Origin of the sequence: Ruegeria intermedia, from assembly GCF_900129345.1 — a bacterium.
GTDB lineage: Bacteria > Pseudomonadota > Alphaproteobacteria > Rhodobacterales > Rhodobacteraceae > Ruegeria > Ruegeria intermedia.
The window spans coordinates 15,831-30,503 of the sequence record NZ_FQVK01000024.1 but is presented as its reverse complement, the minus strand read 5'-3'; the positions used below and the strand labels follow the sequence as shown (position 1 = coordinate 30,503).

The window sequence follows — 14,673 nt, the reverse complement described above, 5'->3', positions numbered from 1 at the left end:
TTGAACTCCGGCCCGGTCAACATGGCAAACCTGTGGGGTTTCCGGCATTTTTGCAAATATTTTGTTGCAAACCCCTCGACTTGGTGGTGACACTTGCCGAACTTCGAGAAAACAAATGCGGGTTGGTCAACAATGCGCCATCCAAGACTCAGACGGGCGGCTTCCACATGATCGTACTTGCCACACATCTGGCGGCGGCGGTCGCGCTGTTGTTGTGGTCAGTCCGGCTGATCCGAACGGGCATCGAACGCGCCTTTCTGCCCGAGCTGAAACGCGGACTGAAAACCCTGTCCGAACGCAAGCTGTCGGCTGCACTAGGCGGCAGCCTGACGGCCATGCTGATGCAAAGCGCGACCGCGGTGGCCCTGATCGGCGCGGGATTCGCCGTATCGGGGATGTTGGCGGCACAATCGGCGCTGGCGCTGATTCTGGGGGCCGAGTTGGGCTCGGCCGTGATGACCCAGGTTCTGTTCCTGCCGGTCGAGGCGGTGATACCCTTTGCCTTGCTTGCGGGCGTGGTCACCTTTTTGAAGGCGCAGCGCCGCAAGACCAAACAGGTCGGCCGCATCGTGATCGGATTTGCCCTGGTGCTGCTGTCGCTCGGCATGATCCGCGAGGCCACCGCGTCGATCGGGGCCAACGCGATCGTCCAGAGCATCGCCGCCTATTTCGAAAACGATCTGCTCAGCGCCTATGTGATCGGCGCATTGCTGGCCTGGGTGATGCATTCCAGCCTGGCCTCGGTACTGACATTCGCGACCTTCACCGCATCGGGGCTGATCGCCGCCCCGGTCGCGGCGGCACTGGTGATCGGGGCCAATCTGGGCGGCGCGGTGATTCCCGTGGCCCTGCTGTGGGGGCATGAGCGCCCGGCCAGGCTGGTGGTTCTGTCGAACCTCGTGGCACGTGCGGGTCTGACCCTTGTTGCGCTGACCCTGCTGCTGACCGGGGTATTGAACGTGGACATGTTGGCTGCGGCACCCGGCCAGCAGGTGGTTTTGCTGCATATCCTGCTGAACGCCGCACTTCTGGTGATCGCGCTGCCGCTGACCGGACCTCTGGTTGCCTTGGTCGACGGGTTCGTGCCGCGCCACACGGCGTCAACCACCGAGAGCGTTTCGGCGCTGGATCCCGCTGCCCTCGACCACCCGCCCCTGGCGTTGGCCTGCGCTCAGCGCGAACTGCTGCGGATGGCGGAAACGGTGCAGGCCATGCTGGTTCCGGTGGTTCAACTGTTTCGGAACTGGGATCCGGAACTGGCCCGGGTGATCCAGCTGCGCGAGGACGAGGTCGACCGGATGCACTTTGCCATCAAGATATACATCTCGCGCATGCGCGAGAATGACCTGACGCCGGAACAGGAAAAGAAGTCGCTGGGCATCGTGGCCATGGCCAACAATCTGGAAGAGGCCGCCGACCGGATCGCGGTCAACCTGGTGGCGCTGGCACGGAAGCTGGCCGACGAGGCGTTGACCTTTTCCAAGGAAGGGATGGCCGACATCGAACATTTCCACGATCAGGTCGTCACGAACGGCCAGTTGGCACTAAGCGTTCTGACAACCGGCGACGCCGAGGCCGCCCGGCAGTTGGTGGCCGAGAAAGACCGTATCCGCATCGAGGAACAGAACCTTCAGGAACGCCACCTGAAACGCCTGCAGAACGGCGCGGCGGCCAGCATCGAAACCACGAATATCCATCAGGAAACGCTGCGCCTGCTCAAGCAGGTGAACGCGGCGCTGGCCTTCGTGGCCTATCCGATCGCCGAGGAAACCGGCGATCTGCTGGGCAGCCGGCTGGCCCGCCCCCGCAAGATCGGAGGCGCATCCTGAAGGAAGCGGACTGAAACAAAGCGGCGCAAGACCGTGTGAGGACGAGTACGAGGCGGCCGACCCGGCCACCGACATGCAACTGGGAGGAAACACATGAAACGACTCACACTGACATTCGCAGGTTCACTCGTGGCCCTGACCGCCTCGGTCTCGGCCTCCTACGCGGACAAGCTGACCCTGTACTGCTCGGCGCAGGAGGACTGGTGCCAGCTGATGGCGCGCAGCTTCGAGGACGCCACCGGCATCGATGTCAACATGACCCGCAAATCCTCGGGCGAGACCTTTGCCCAGATCCGCGCCGAGGCGTCCAACCCCAAAGGCGACGTGTGGTGGGGCGGTACGGGTGATCCGCACTTGCAGGCGGCCGAGGAAGGCCTGACGATGGAATATCTCTCGCCCATGCGTAACCAGCTGCATGACTGGGCGATCGCACAGGCCTAAAGCGCCGGGAACCGGACGATCGGGATCTATTCGGGCGCGCTCGGCTATGGCTACAACACCGAGTTGCTGGCAGCCAACAACCTGCCCGAGCCGTCCTGCTGGAAGGATCTGCTGAAGCCCGAATACAAGGGCCATATCCAGATGGCGAACCCGAACTCGTCGGGGACCGCCTACACGACGCTGGCCTCGATGGTGCAGATCTTCGGCGAGGACGAAGGGTTCGAGTTCATGAAGGGCCTGCACAAGAACATCAACCAATACACCAAGTCGGGCTCGGCCCCGATCAAAGCGGCGGCCCGTGGCGAGACGACCATCGGCATCGTGTTCATGCATGACGCGGTGAAACAGGCCGTGGCGGGTTTTCCCATTCAAGTGGTCGCCCCGTGCGAGGGCACTGGATACGAGATCGGGTCGATGTCGATCATCGACGGTGCCCGCAATGTCGAAGAGGCCAAGAAATTCTATGACTGGGCCCTGAGCGCCGAGGCGCAGAACCTGGCGCTTGAGGTCAACGCCTTCCAGGTTCCGTCGAACAAGGCGGCCAAGACCTCGGACAGCGCGCCGGACATGAGCCAGATCAAGCTGATCGACTATGACTTCAAGAAATACGGCTCGTCCGACGAACGCAAACGCCTGCTGCAGAAATGGGACGAAGAGGTTTCGGTTCTGCCGCAGTAAATGAAACGTTCCACCACAAAAACGACCCATTCGGTGCTGATCTTCTGGATCGCCGCCGGGTGGGTCGGATATTGCCTGCTGCCCTGGTACATGGTCGAGGACGGCTTCTGGTCGCTCCACTGGCTGGTCGATGGCTATCCGTTTGACGACGACTATGCGCCCGCGGCCTTTCTGGTTGCGCAGGGCAAGAAGCTTTGGCTGGCGCCGATGCTCCTTGCGCTGGCCTTGCCGCTGCTGGCGCTGGGCCGGCCGAAATCCGACCCGCTGCACGCCCGCATTTTGATCCTGTCGGGAGCGTCCGGCTTTGCCTGGCTGATCGCGCAGGGGTTCGGCATCGGCATCCGCGGCTTCAACTTCGACTGGCTGACCGCCCTGTTCGGAGAGCTGGGCGACCGGCAGTTCGGCATGGGCTATGGCGCGATGATCTGCGCCTCGAGCTTTCTGTTTCTGCTGACCCAGGGGATCGCCGCGCGCGGTGCCGTGAACGGAGACGTGTTCGTCGTCAGCGCCATTGGCGGCGTCATCACCATCGTCACCGCCTTTGTCTTTTTCCCGATCGCCAGAATGCTGTTTGCCGCCTTCGTGACCGAGGACGGGGCCTATTCGGTGGCGGTTTTCTTTTCGAAATTCTTCGACGACCGGCTGTGGGGGCTGGGGTGCCTGTGGGGCGCGAAATGCGGTGCGGCCTGGAACTCGCTGGTGCTGGCGGTTCTGGTCGGGCTGCTCACAACCGCGTTGGGCCTGTGTTTCGCGCTGGTCGTCACCCGATCGGGCTTTCGCTACAAGCGGGCGCTGCGCGCCCTGACGGTGCTGCCCATCATCACCCCGCCCTTTGTGATCGGCCTGGCGCTGATCCTGCTGTTCGGCCTGTCCGGATCGGTGACGCGCTTCGTCGCCGATCTGCTTGGCACCCAGCCCACGCGCTGGCTGTACGGGATGCCCGGCATCCTGATCGCCCAGACCCTTGCCTTCACGCCCATCGCCTTCCTGGTGCTGATCGGCGTGGTCGAGGGTGTCTCGCCCTCGATGGAGGAAGCCGCACAGACCTTGCGGGCCAACCGGTGGCAGACCTTCCGAACCGTCTCGCTGCCCTTGATGCGACCGGGTCTGGCCAACGCCTTCCTGCTGGGCTTCATCGAGAGCATGGCCGATTTCGGCAACCCGCTGGTTCTGGGCGGCAATTTCGACGTGCTGTCGACCGAGATCTTCTTTGCCATCGTCGGCGCCCAGTACGATCAGGGTCGCGCTGCGGTGCTGGCGATGGTGCTTTTGTTCTTCACCCTGTCGGCCTTCTACGCCCAGCGTGTCTGGCTGGGCAAGAAAAGCTATACCACCGTGACCGGCAAGGGCGATTCCGGGGTGCATCCACTGATGCCCACGGGCCTGTCGATCCCGGTGGCGGTGATCGCGCTGGGCTGGGCGCTGTTCACGGTGGTCGTCTATGCGATGATCGTCTATGGCAGCGTGGTCGAGCTGTGGGGGGGTCAACAACACGCTGACCCTCAAGCACTACGTCACCGCCTTTTCGGTGCGGCTGGATGCGGAAGGCATCCGCTGGACCGGCGCCGCCTGGGACAGTTTCTGGACCACCATCACCATCGCCGCCATCGCCGCCCCGCTGACCGCCGCCGTGGGTCTGGTGACGGCCTATCTTCTGACCCGGCAGAATTTCGCGGGCAAGAACGCCTTCGAATTCGGCACCATGCTGTCCTTTGCCATTCCCGGCACGGTGATCGGCGTCAGCTATATTCTGGCGTTCAACGTACCCCCGATCGAGATCACGGGAACCGGCGTCATCCTGGTGGTCAGCTTCATCTTTCGCAACATGCCCGTGGGTGTGCGCGCCGGCATCGCCAGCATGTCACAGCTGGACCGCAGCCTGGACGAATCCTCGCTGACGCTGGGGGCGAATTCCTGGCAGACCTTCCGGCGGGTCATCCTGCCGCTGCTGCGGCCGGCGATCCTGGCCGCGCTGGTCTACAGCTTCGTCCGCGCGATGACCGCCATCTCGGCCGTGATCTTCCTGGTCAGCGCCGAATATGACATGGCGACCAGCTATATCATCGGGCGGGTCGAGAACAATGATTACGGCCTGGCCATCGCCTATTCCACGACCCTGATCTTCGTGATGCTGGCGGCGGTCGGTCTGCTGCAACTTCTGGTGGGCCGGGTCCGCATCGGGCGGCGCACGGTGCATGAAACGGAGACATCGCCATGACCGACACTCATATCGGCTCGAAGGCCGCCCCGGTTCGCTTTGAACGCGTGTCCAAGGTTTTCGGAAAGGATGTCGTCGCCGTCGACGCCATCGACCTGCATGTCGAGGCGGGCAAGCTGGTCACGTTGCTGGGTCCGTCGGGCTGCGGCAAGACCACGACCCTGCGCATGATCGCGGGGCTCGAGATGGCCAGTTCCGGCCGCATCCTGATCGGCGACCGCGACGTGACCAAGCTGCCGGCGACCGACCGCGACGTGTCGATGGTGTTCCAGTCCTATGCCCTGTTCCCGCATATGAGCGTGCTGGAAAACGTGATGTACGGCCTGACCTTTTCGGGCTTCGGCAAGGACGAGGCCCGCAGCCGCGCGTTGCAGGGGCTGGATCTGGTGGGCCTCAAGGGGTTTGACGCGCGGTTGCCGTCGGAACTGTCGGGCGGTCAGCAGCAGCGGGTCGCCGTGGCGCGTGCGCTGGTGCTGGAACCGCAGGTACTGTTGTTCGACGAGCCGCTGTCGAACCTGGATGCCAAGCTGCGCCGCCAGGTCCGCGAGGACATCCGCGCCATCCAGCAGGACCTTGGCCTGACGGTCGTCTATGTCACCCATGACCAGGAAGAGGCGCTGGCCGTATCGGACGAGATCGTGGTGATGCGCAACGCCGCGATTGCCCAGATCGGAACGCCCCGGCAGTTGTATGACGCCCCCAATGACCGTTTCGTGGCCGATTTCATCGGCGAGGCCAACCTGCTGGCCTGTCAGATCGTCGCCATCGACGGCGAAACCGCGACGATCGAAATCGAGGGCTATCGCCACTCTCTGCCATCGCGCGGGCTGCCCCTGGGGCCGGCCACCGTCGCCGTCCGCCCGTCGCGGCTGGTGATCGGGGCCGAGCGGGGAATTCCGGCCACGGTGGCCAAGGCCACCTATGTCGGCGTGCGGATGGAATACACCCTGACCGACAATTTCGGGCAGGTTTTCGCGGTGCACGAGGACGTGGACACCCCGTTGTCCCCGGGCGCGCAGGTGCGGATGGCCTTTGCCGACAAGGGGCCGGTCCTGCTGCCCGAGGCATAGACGCCGACCCGCCCGGGACCGCTCAGCCGGACGCCGCCCGCGATCCCGCACGTCTGGCAGGTCGCAGGCCCCCTTGCGGCCTCGGACCGGGTGGCGCTCGATCGGCTAGCGGTCAGTCCGCCCAGGCCCGCTCGGCGATCTCGCGCAGCGTGTCGAACACGTCGGGCGTTCCGGCGATCACGCGGCCGCCCTGGCGGATAATGGCATCTGCATCCTGATCTTCGACACAGCCACCGGCCTCGGCGATCATCAGTTGCCCGGCCAGGCAATCCCAGGCGTTCATGTGCTCTTCGACATACCCCAGCAACCGCCCCGCGGCGACATAGGCCAAGGACAGGGCACCGCTGGCATTGCGATGGACCATCGCTCCGCGCGCGATCAGGTCTGCCACGATCGATACGACATGGCGCGCCTCGATCCGGTTCGAATAGCCCACCGCCACCGTGCCCGAATTCAACGCGACGCCGGACGCGACCCGCATCGGCGCGCCGTTCAGCGTGGCGCCGCCACCGCGCGCGGCCGCAAAGGTTTCGTGCACATTCGGATCATGGATCACACCGATCTGGGTCCGGCCCTCCGCAACCCCGGCCAGGACGACCGTCCAGACGGGAATTCCATTGACGAAATTCGTGGTGCCGTCGATCGGGTCGATCACCCAGTCAAAACCGCTGGTCCCCGGCGTGCGGCCGTGTTCCTCGCCCACCACGCCATCCTCGGGCCATGTTTCTGCGATCTTCTGGCGGATGAAGGTCTCGACATTCCGGTCGGCCTCGCTGACCCAGTCCTACGCGCCCTTCCGGTCGACGACAAGCGCACCGCGATCCGCATAATAGCGCATGGCGAGGTCACCGGCCTGTTTGCAGATAGCAACGGCAAAATCCTTGCGGGTCAGGTCGATTGTCACGGGGCACCTCCATGTTGTGTGCCGAACTGTGGCAACTGTCGCCCCGAAAGGCAATCCGACCGTCCCATGCGCGCTGCCGTTCGGCAAGCGCGCGGCAAACACAGCCTGCAACTGAAACACTTGCGCCCGGTTCGGCGGCAAGTTGCTGAAACATCTGCTTGAACAGGCGAATTTTTTCGCGTTTGCCGCACACGGACTTTCACCAATTCGAGAGCAGGCCCGATACTGGTACGTCGCACCCGAACACTCTGCTAAGCCCAAAGGTGTCACTTTACGCAACCGGATTGGACCCAAGCATGAAACAAGACCTTTTTGGACAGATGAACACCCTCACCGACCCGGCTGCGGTCGAGGCGTGGAACGGTGTGCTGCTTGGTTTCCTGGCCCATGCAGCCGTGACACCCCAGCATCTGGGCAGAGTGCTGGAACTGGAACCAGGATTTGCGCTGGGCCATGCGGTCAAGGGGTTGTTCATGGTGCTGCTGGGCCGGCGCGAGATGACGGCCGTCGCGCACGAGGCCGCCGCAACCGCCCGCGCCGCCGCCGATCACCAGCCGATCACCCCGCGCGAGGCGTTGTATCTGGACGCGCTGGATCAGTGGCTGGCGGGTCATCCGACGCGCGCGGTCCACACGTTCGAGACCATCCTGCGCGCCCATCCCGAAGACTCGCTGGCCATGAAGCTCAGCCACGCCACCCGGTTCGTTCTGGGTGACGCGGCCGGCATGCGCCGCTCGGTCGAGCGGGTGCTGCCCGCCTATGCGCCCGATCATCCGGGACGCGGCTACCTGCTGGGCTGCCATTCCTTCGCGCTCGAGGAAACCGGCGACTACGACAAGGCCGAGATCGCGGGCCGGCAGGCGCTGTGGATGGTGTCGGACGATGCCTGGGGCCTGCACGCGGTGGCGCATGTGCACGAGATGACCGGCAACGCCAAGGCCGGTCTGGACTGGTTCGCGGGGCGCGAGGCAGCCTGGGCGCATTGCAACAATTTCCGCTATCACGTCTGGTGGCACAAGGCGCTGATGCATCTGGATCTGGGTCAGGTCGATCAGGTGATCGCGCTCTACGACCACGAGATCCGCAAGGACAAGACGGATGACTACCGCGACATCTCGAACGCGACGTCGCTGCTGTCGCGGCTTGAATTGGAAGGCGTCGATGTCGGATCCCGTTGGGAAGAACTGGCCGATCTGAGCGCCGCGCGCACCGAGGACGGGTGCCTGATCTTTGCCGATCTGCACTATCTGCTGGCGCTCACCGGAGACAGCCGCGCCGATGCCACGGCCAAGCTGCTGGGGCGCATTCACAAGGATGCCCAGACCCCTATGACCGACACGGCAAGGCGCATGGCCGATCCCGGCCTGGCGGCGGCCAAGGGGCTCGAGGCGTTCGGAGAGGGCGACCATGCCCGCGCCTTCGACCACCTGCTGGCCGCGCGCGACAGCATGCAGCTGGCAGGCGGCAGCCATGCGCAACGCGACGTCTTCGAACGCATCACCATCGATTCCGGCCTGCGCGCGGGGCGGTTCGACGCGGTCGAGCGCATTCTGGACGACAGGCGGGCCAAGCGCGGAGGCGCCGAAGACAATTATGCCCTGACCCGGCGTGCGCTGATCGACGCCGCGCGCGACCAGTCGGATGCGCAAAGCGTACCGGCAGAATAACGACAAAACCAAGAAGGACCCGAGACCGCATGGCGACCGCATCGCCCGTTTCTGATTTCGCCCCGGTGGAAACCCCCGCCGCAGCCCGCCCCACGACGCGGGACCCGCGGCTGGATTTCTATCGCGGCATCGCGATGTTCATCATCCTGATCGCACATATTCCCAACAACCCGTGGTCGCGCTGGATTCCGGCGCGGTTCGGTTTTTCCGACGCCACCGAGATCTTCGTCTTCTGCTCGGGCATGGCCTCGGCCATTGCCTTTGGCGGCGCGTTCCTGCGCAAGGGCTGGTGGATGGGCACCGCGCGGGTCGGCTTCCGGATCTGGCAGGTCTACTGGGCGCATGTCTGCCTGTTCTTCTTCGTCGCCATGTCCATGGCGGCCCTGGACCTGTCGGGCGGCTTCGACAAAAGCTATGTCAACGCACTGAACCTGCAGCATTTCTTCAACGATCCGATGCCGCAGATGGTGGGGCTTTTCACGCTGACATATGTTCCGAACTATTTCGACATCCTGCCCATGTACCTGGTGGTTCTGGCGATGATGCCGCTATTCATGGGGCTGTCTCGGGTCGGGGTCTGGGCCGTCGGGCTGGTTTCGGTCGCGATCTGGCTGGTCGCGCAGACCGGCGCGCTGGCCCTGCCGGCCGAGCCGTGGTCGAACCGGCAGTGGTTCTTCAACCCGTTCGGCTGGCAGCTTCTGTTCTTCACCGGCTTTGCCTTCATGCGCGGCTGGCTGCCGGCGCCCCCGGTGTCCAAAACCCTGATCTGGGCGGCGGCGGCGTTTCTGGTCCTGTCGGCGCCCTTCGGGTCATGGAAGGTATTCCTGTGGATCCAGGCCGCAGCCCCCGATCTGGCCGCCGAAATCCGCAAGGTCTGGCCGCTGACGGCCGAACTGCGCGAGAAAACGGATTTCGGCCTGTTCCGCTATGTGCATTTTCTGTCGCTGGCCTATCTGGGCTGGGTTGCGGCGGGCACCCACGGACACCGGCTGATCGCAACCGGGCACGGCGCCGGCGCGCGGGTCTGGCAGGTGGTCCTGAAGCTGATCACCAAGGTCGGCCAGCAATCGCTTGCCGTGTTCGTGTTTTCCATGGCAGCGGCACGACTTATCGGCGTTTTCCTGGACGAATTCGGGCGGGATTTCGCCACTGTCCTGATCGCCAATCTTTTTGGATTTGCAATGCTGATCGGCGTTGCCTATCTGGCCGCCTGGTTCAAATCGCACCCGTGGAAGTCAAAGACATGAAGCTGACGCGTCGTTCCTTTCTGGCGTCGACAACGGCGCTCGCCTTCGCCCGGGCCGCATGGGCCACGGGCGGCGACGTTGCGTTTGACCGGGCCGATGTCATCGCCATGGCCCGAGACCTGGCCAGCCGCCCCTATCAGGCGCGCGCCCAGGTCCCGCAAGAGTGGCTGGACCTGACCTATGAACAGTACCGGTCGATCCGGTTCCGGCTGGATCACGGGCTTTGGTTCGGGTCCGACACCCCGTTCAACGCGGATTTCTTTGCGCCCGGCCTGTATTTTCCGCGTCCGGTCCAGATCTCGACCGTCGAGGGCGGCCGGGTCGAGGCCGTGCCCTTCGATCTCGAGATGTTCGACCGGGCCAAGGACGTCCCGCCCCTGCCCGTAAGCGACACGCTTGGCTTCTCGGGGTTCCGTCTGCGCACCGAGATGCACCGCCCCGGCAAGACCGACGAGTTCTGCGTGTTCCAGGGCGCCAGCTATTTCCGCGCCATCGGCCTGCACGAGGTCTATGGCCTGTCGGCGCGCGGCCTGGCGCTGAAGACCGGCGACCCCGAGGGCGAGGAATTCCCCGAATTCATCCGGTTCTGGCTGGAACGGCCCAAGCCCGGCCAACCCAACATGATCGTGCATGCGCTGATGGACAGCCCCAGCGTGGCCGGGGCCTATCGGTTTGACATCACCGCCGGCGAAGACTGCCAGATGCAGGTCGAGGCGACCCTGTTCCCGCGCACCGACCTGACCCATGTGGGCATCGCGCCGGGCACCTCGATGTTCCTGTTCGACCAGACCAACCACAACCGGTTCGACGATTTCCGCCCCGCCGTGCATGACAGCGACGGGCTGATGATCCGCAACGGCGCCGGCGAGGTGATCTGGCGACCGCTGGCCAACCCCACGCGGCTGCAGATTTCATCCTTCGTCGACATGAACCCGCGCGGCTTTGGCCTGATGCAGCGCAAGCGCGCCTTTTCCGACTATGCCGATCTCGAGGCGCAATACCACAGACGCCCGGGCCTGTGGGTCGAACCGATCGGCGACTGGGGCAAGGGCACTGTGACGCTGGTGGAAATCCCGGCGGACCAGGAGATCTATGACAACATCGTCGCCTATTGGCGCCCGGCCGAGCCGATGGCGGCGGGCACTCAGGTCGATCTGGCCTATCGCCTGACCTGGGGCGAGGCGCCGCAGCGCACGGCCATGCCGCGGGTGATCCGCACGGCCATGGGTGAAAACACCTTTGGCGAGGGACGGCTGGCCGTGATCGATTTCGAACCCAGCGAATTGTTCGAAGACCCCGACGCGCTGAGCGTCTTCGTGCAGTCGCCGCATGCGGAGACCTCGGATGGCGTGCTGCAGCGCAACCCCGACACCGGCGGGTTGCGGCTGGCGTTTTCCTTCCAGCCGGGCGACCGCGACCATGTCGAATTGCGGGCGCAGCTGCGTCTGGGCGAGGCCCCGGCCTCCGAGGTCTGGCTCTATCGGTGGACCGCATGAGCCGCGACCTGCATATCATGCCGCCTCAGGCGCCCCTGCCGATGCCCACGCAGGACTTCCGCGCCGGGTTTCACGACGCGAAAGTGCCCGCGCGGCCGGGCGACCGATCGGCCGGGCTGTGGCGTGCAATGGCGTTTTCTCCGGCCATGGGCGCGACGCTGGCCCTGTTGTGGTTTCTGGTGGACTGGTTCGGCACCGAGGGCATCAACCTGGTCGAGGCCATCCTGCTGACGCTTATTTCGTTCAACTTCTTCTGGATCGCCTTCACCGTCAGCACGGTTCTGCTGGGCATGGTTTCCCTGTCCCGCCAGGACCGCCCCCGGCGCACGACCCGGCCGCAGCCGTTGCGCGTGGCCCTGCTGATGCCGGTCTACAACGAGGTGCCGTGGAACGTTCTGGGCAATGCGCGCACGATGCTGGAAGACCTGCGCGCGCGGGGCGGTCAGCATCACTATGCGATGTTCATCCTGTCTGACACGCGCGAACCGGATATCGCCGCCCAGGAGCAGGCCAGCGTCGAGGCGTTGCGCACCACGCTGGCCCCAGGGCTCGAACTCTATTACCGCCGCCGCGCCGAAAACACCGACCGCAAGGTGGGCAACATCGCCGATTGGGTCAGCCGCTGGGGCGGCGCCTGGGACGCGATGCTGGTTCTGGATGCCGACAGCCTGATGACCGGGCGCGCCATCGCGCGGCTGACCGACGCATTGGCCCGCGACCCCGGCGCCGGCCTGATCCAAAGCTATCCGCAACTGATCGGTGCCCAGTCCGTCTTTGCCCGGATGCAACAATTCGCCAATGGTGTGTACGGCATCGCCTTTGCCGAGGGGCTGGCCCGCTGGTGCGAGCAGGAAGGCAATTACTGGGGGCACAACGCGATCATCCGCACCAAGGCCTTTGCCGCCTGCGCGGGCCTGCCCAAGCTGCGCGCTCTCAACGGACGCGAGCAGTTGATCATGAGCCACGATTTCGTCGAGGCGGGCCTGCTGCGCCGGGCCGGATGGGGGGTGCGGTTCCTGCCCCGTATTCGTGGATCCTACGAGGAAACACCCCCGACCTTGATCGACCACGCCCTGCGCGACCGTCGCTGGTGTCAGGGCAACCTGCAGCACCTGTGGCTGCTGGGGTCGGCGGGCTTCAAGGCGGTATCGCGTTTTCACCTGTTTCACGGGGCCGTCGGGTACCTGATGTCGCCGCTGTGGTTCGCGCTGCTTCTCACGTGGGCGCTGATCGGCCAGGGCAAGGATGCCTCGGTCCTGCATTACTTCAGCCCCGAAAATCCTCTGTTCCCGCAATGGCCGGAAATGACCGAGACGCGCCACGTTCTGATCATCCTGGTGATGTACGCGATGCTGCTGGCGCCCAAGATCCTTGGTGCGTTGGCCCTGCCGCTGAGCGGTGTGCGCTACTCCGATTTCGGCGGCGCCGGGCGGTTCTTTGCGTCCTTCCTGTTCGAGGTCATCCTGTCCATCCTGTTTTCGCCCATCCTGATGGTCCAGCAGATGATCGCGGTGTTCCGAACGATGTTCGGTGTGCAAAAGGGCTGGGCACCCCAAGCGCGCGCGGGCGGCCGGTACGGGCTGCGCACGCTGATCCTGTTTCATGCGCTGGAAACGCTCAGCGGTCTGGCGCTGAGTGTCGGCATCCTGTCCGGGCTGGTCTCGGTCTGGCTGGCCCCGATCGCGCTCAGCCTTACCTTCGCGGTGCCGCTCTCGGCGCTCAGCGGGGTCTCGGCGGCCGGGGCACGGCGCCTGCTGCGGATGCCCGAGGATGTCAAGGAACCGGCGATCAGCCGTGCCGCCCGCACACACCGCAACGAGTTGAAGCGCCTGATCGAGGGCAATGGCACCCTGACCCCGGCGGAATGATCAGCCGCCGGGCAGGCCTTCGTACCAATCCAGCATCATGTCGGCCCAGCCTGCGGGCACGGTGTGGCCACCGGGGAACAGGGCGAATTCAAGCGCGCTGCCGTCAGCGCAGCGGGTCCAGTGGCGACGCAGGAACGGCCCCGTAGCGGCAAACCCGTCCGGGCGGTTGTCGGCGCAACCATTGGCCTGTCTCCAGATTTCCAGACCGGCAAAGATATCACCCTGCAGGAACCGGCCGCCGCCCAGCGCCCGCCCCTCGAGCGGCACGACGTTGTCGGTCCAGCCATGAGTGTGGAACAGGCGGACGGGCCCGGCACAGCCATCGGGATGCGGGCGCCAGAACCCGCCCGATACCGGGACATAGGCCGAAAACGCGTCGGGCGTGGCGCAGGCCAGGTAGTTCACCATGAACCCGCCGGCCGAGAACCCGCCGAGGATCACGCGGTCGGGGTCGATGTCAAACCGGCGGACGGCATCTTGGACCGCTTCAGCCAGGAATGCGGCTTCGTCCCGGCCTTCCCAACCGGGATAGAAATTCCAGCTTTTGCGTCCGTTGCGCAGCGCGCCGTCGGGCGCCATCACCGCGTATCCGCGCGCCAGCAGCGGTTCGACCATTCTTCGGTTCCTGAGAGTCCCCGACGCGCTGCCGCCGTAACCGTGCAGGAACACCACCATGGGCGGAAGGTCCTGATCGGGGAACTCGATCAGGTAAGTGCCCTGCGCGGTTTCACACGCCCCGCCGAACCCGCCACATTCCGCCAGCACCGGGCCGGCAAGCAACGCGGCCCAAACCAACATCCACCGGGCAACGGCGCTCACGATTGCACCTCGTAGGGGTTGACCGGCAATCCGGCGCGGATCCAGCCCGGCCCGGCCGCCGAGCCCAACATGCCCTCGGGGACGTCAATGATGTTGGAGAACCCGGCGCGGGTCAGGGCGTTGCTCAACCGGGCCGACCGGACACCGCGCGCGCAGATCAGGGCAATCGGGCGGCTGCGGTCGCCGCCGGTCAGCCGGTCGAGTGCGGGCAGGAAATCGTCGCGCCGCATGTCCAAGGGGATCGCGCCCCGTCCGATACCCGTCGCCCGCCATTCGCGCGGCGTGCGGATATCGATCAGAAGAATGTCGCCGGACGCGGCCCCGGCCTGCGCCTGCGCGACGCTCAGCTTGCCGCCGGAAAAATCCTCGGGGATCAGGCGGTATTCACGGATCGCAAACCCCGCAGCCAGAGCAGTCACTCCACCCAAAAGCACCC

The 14,673-nt window shown here is 65.0% G+C and carries 8 protein-coding genes and 3 pseudogenes; 8 read left to right on the top strand and 3 right to left on the bottom strand.

What is annotated here, in order from left to right; all coding sequences use genetic code 11:
- Positions 1–167: 167 nt before the first annotated feature.
- The 4 genes and pseudogenes from F3H26_RS15430 to F3H26_RS15415 all read left to right on the top strand — a co-directional run bounded on the left by F3H26_RS15430 (position 168) and on the right by F3H26_RS15415 (position 6,236).
- Positions 168–1,829 (top strand): Na/Pi cotransporter family protein, encoded by a 1,662-nt coding sequence (locus F3H26_RS15430; RefSeq protein ID WP_149776902.1) that lies wholly within the window; start codon positions 168–170, stop codon positions 1,827–1,829.
- Between the two features lie 93 nt (positions 1,830–1,922).
- Positions 1,923–2,948, top strand: a pseudogene (locus F3H26_RS15425) (ABC transporter substrate-binding protein).
- Positions 2,949–5,166, top strand: a pseudogene (locus F3H26_RS20025) (ABC transporter permease). It abuts the pseudogene before it with no gap.
- Positions 5,163–6,236, top strand: coding sequence for an ABC transporter ATP-binding protein (locus tag F3H26_RS15415; RefSeq protein WP_149776901.1), 1,074 nt, complete (start codon positions 5,163–5,165; stop codon positions 6,234–6,236). The pseudogene F3H26_RS20025 and the gene F3H26_RS15415 overlap by 4 nt, the downstream one beginning before the upstream one ends.
- A 112-nt stretch (positions 6,237–6,348) precedes the next feature.
- On the opposite strand, the pseudogene F3H26_RS15410 reads toward F3H26_RS15415, so the two are convergent.
- Positions 6,349–7,008, bottom strand: a pseudogene (locus tag F3H26_RS15410) (inositol monophosphatase family protein); the annotation flags it as partial.
- A gap of 428 nt (positions 7,009–7,436) precedes the next feature.
- Between F3H26_RS15410 and F3H26_RS15405 the strand changes: the two are divergent.
- Genes F3H26_RS15405 through mdoH form a run of 4 tightly spaced genes read left to right on the top strand, consistent with a single transcriptional unit; the run spans position 7,437 to position 13,418 of the window.
- Positions 7,437–8,807, top strand: coding sequence for a tetratricopeptide repeat protein (locus F3H26_RS15405; RefSeq protein ID WP_149776900.1), 1,371 nt, complete (start codon positions 7,437–7,439; stop codon positions 8,805–8,807).
- A 29-nt stretch (positions 8,808–8,836) separates the two neighbouring features.
- Positions 8,837–10,054: an OpgC family protein gene (locus F3H26_RS15400; RefSeq protein WP_149776899.1), complete on the top strand. Its 1,218-nt coding sequence runs from the start codon at positions 8,837–8,839 to the stop codon at positions 10,052–10,054.
- Entirely contained in the window at positions 10,051–11,550 is a 1,500-nt protein-coding gene (locus tag F3H26_RS15395) for a glucan biosynthesis protein (RefSeq protein ID WP_149776898.1), read from the top strand. The genes F3H26_RS15400 and F3H26_RS15395 overlap by 4 nt, the downstream gene beginning before the upstream one ends.
- On the top strand, positions 11,547–13,418 hold the full coding sequence (gene mdoH, locus F3H26_RS15390; RefSeq protein ID WP_149776897.1) for a glucans biosynthesis glucosyltransferase MdoH: 1,872 nt from the start codon (positions 11,547–11,549) through the stop codon (positions 13,416–13,418). Before F3H26_RS15395 ends, mdoH begins: the two co-directional genes overlap by 4 nt.
- On the opposite strand, the gene F3H26_RS15385 is transcribed toward mdoH, so the two are convergent.
- A complete protein-coding gene (locus F3H26_RS15385) occupies positions 13,419–14,237 on the bottom strand; it encodes an alpha/beta hydrolase family esterase (protein WP_223162529.1) in 819 nt (272 codons plus the stop codon).
- Positions 14,234–14,656 (bottom strand): rhodanese-like domain-containing protein, encoded by a 423-nt coding sequence (locus tag F3H26_RS15380; protein ID WP_316635786.1) that lies wholly within the window; start codon positions 14,654–14,656, stop codon positions 14,234–14,236. The genes F3H26_RS15385 and F3H26_RS15380 overlap by 4 nt, the downstream gene beginning before the upstream one ends.
- Between the last annotated feature and the right edge of the window lie 17 nt (positions 14,657–14,673).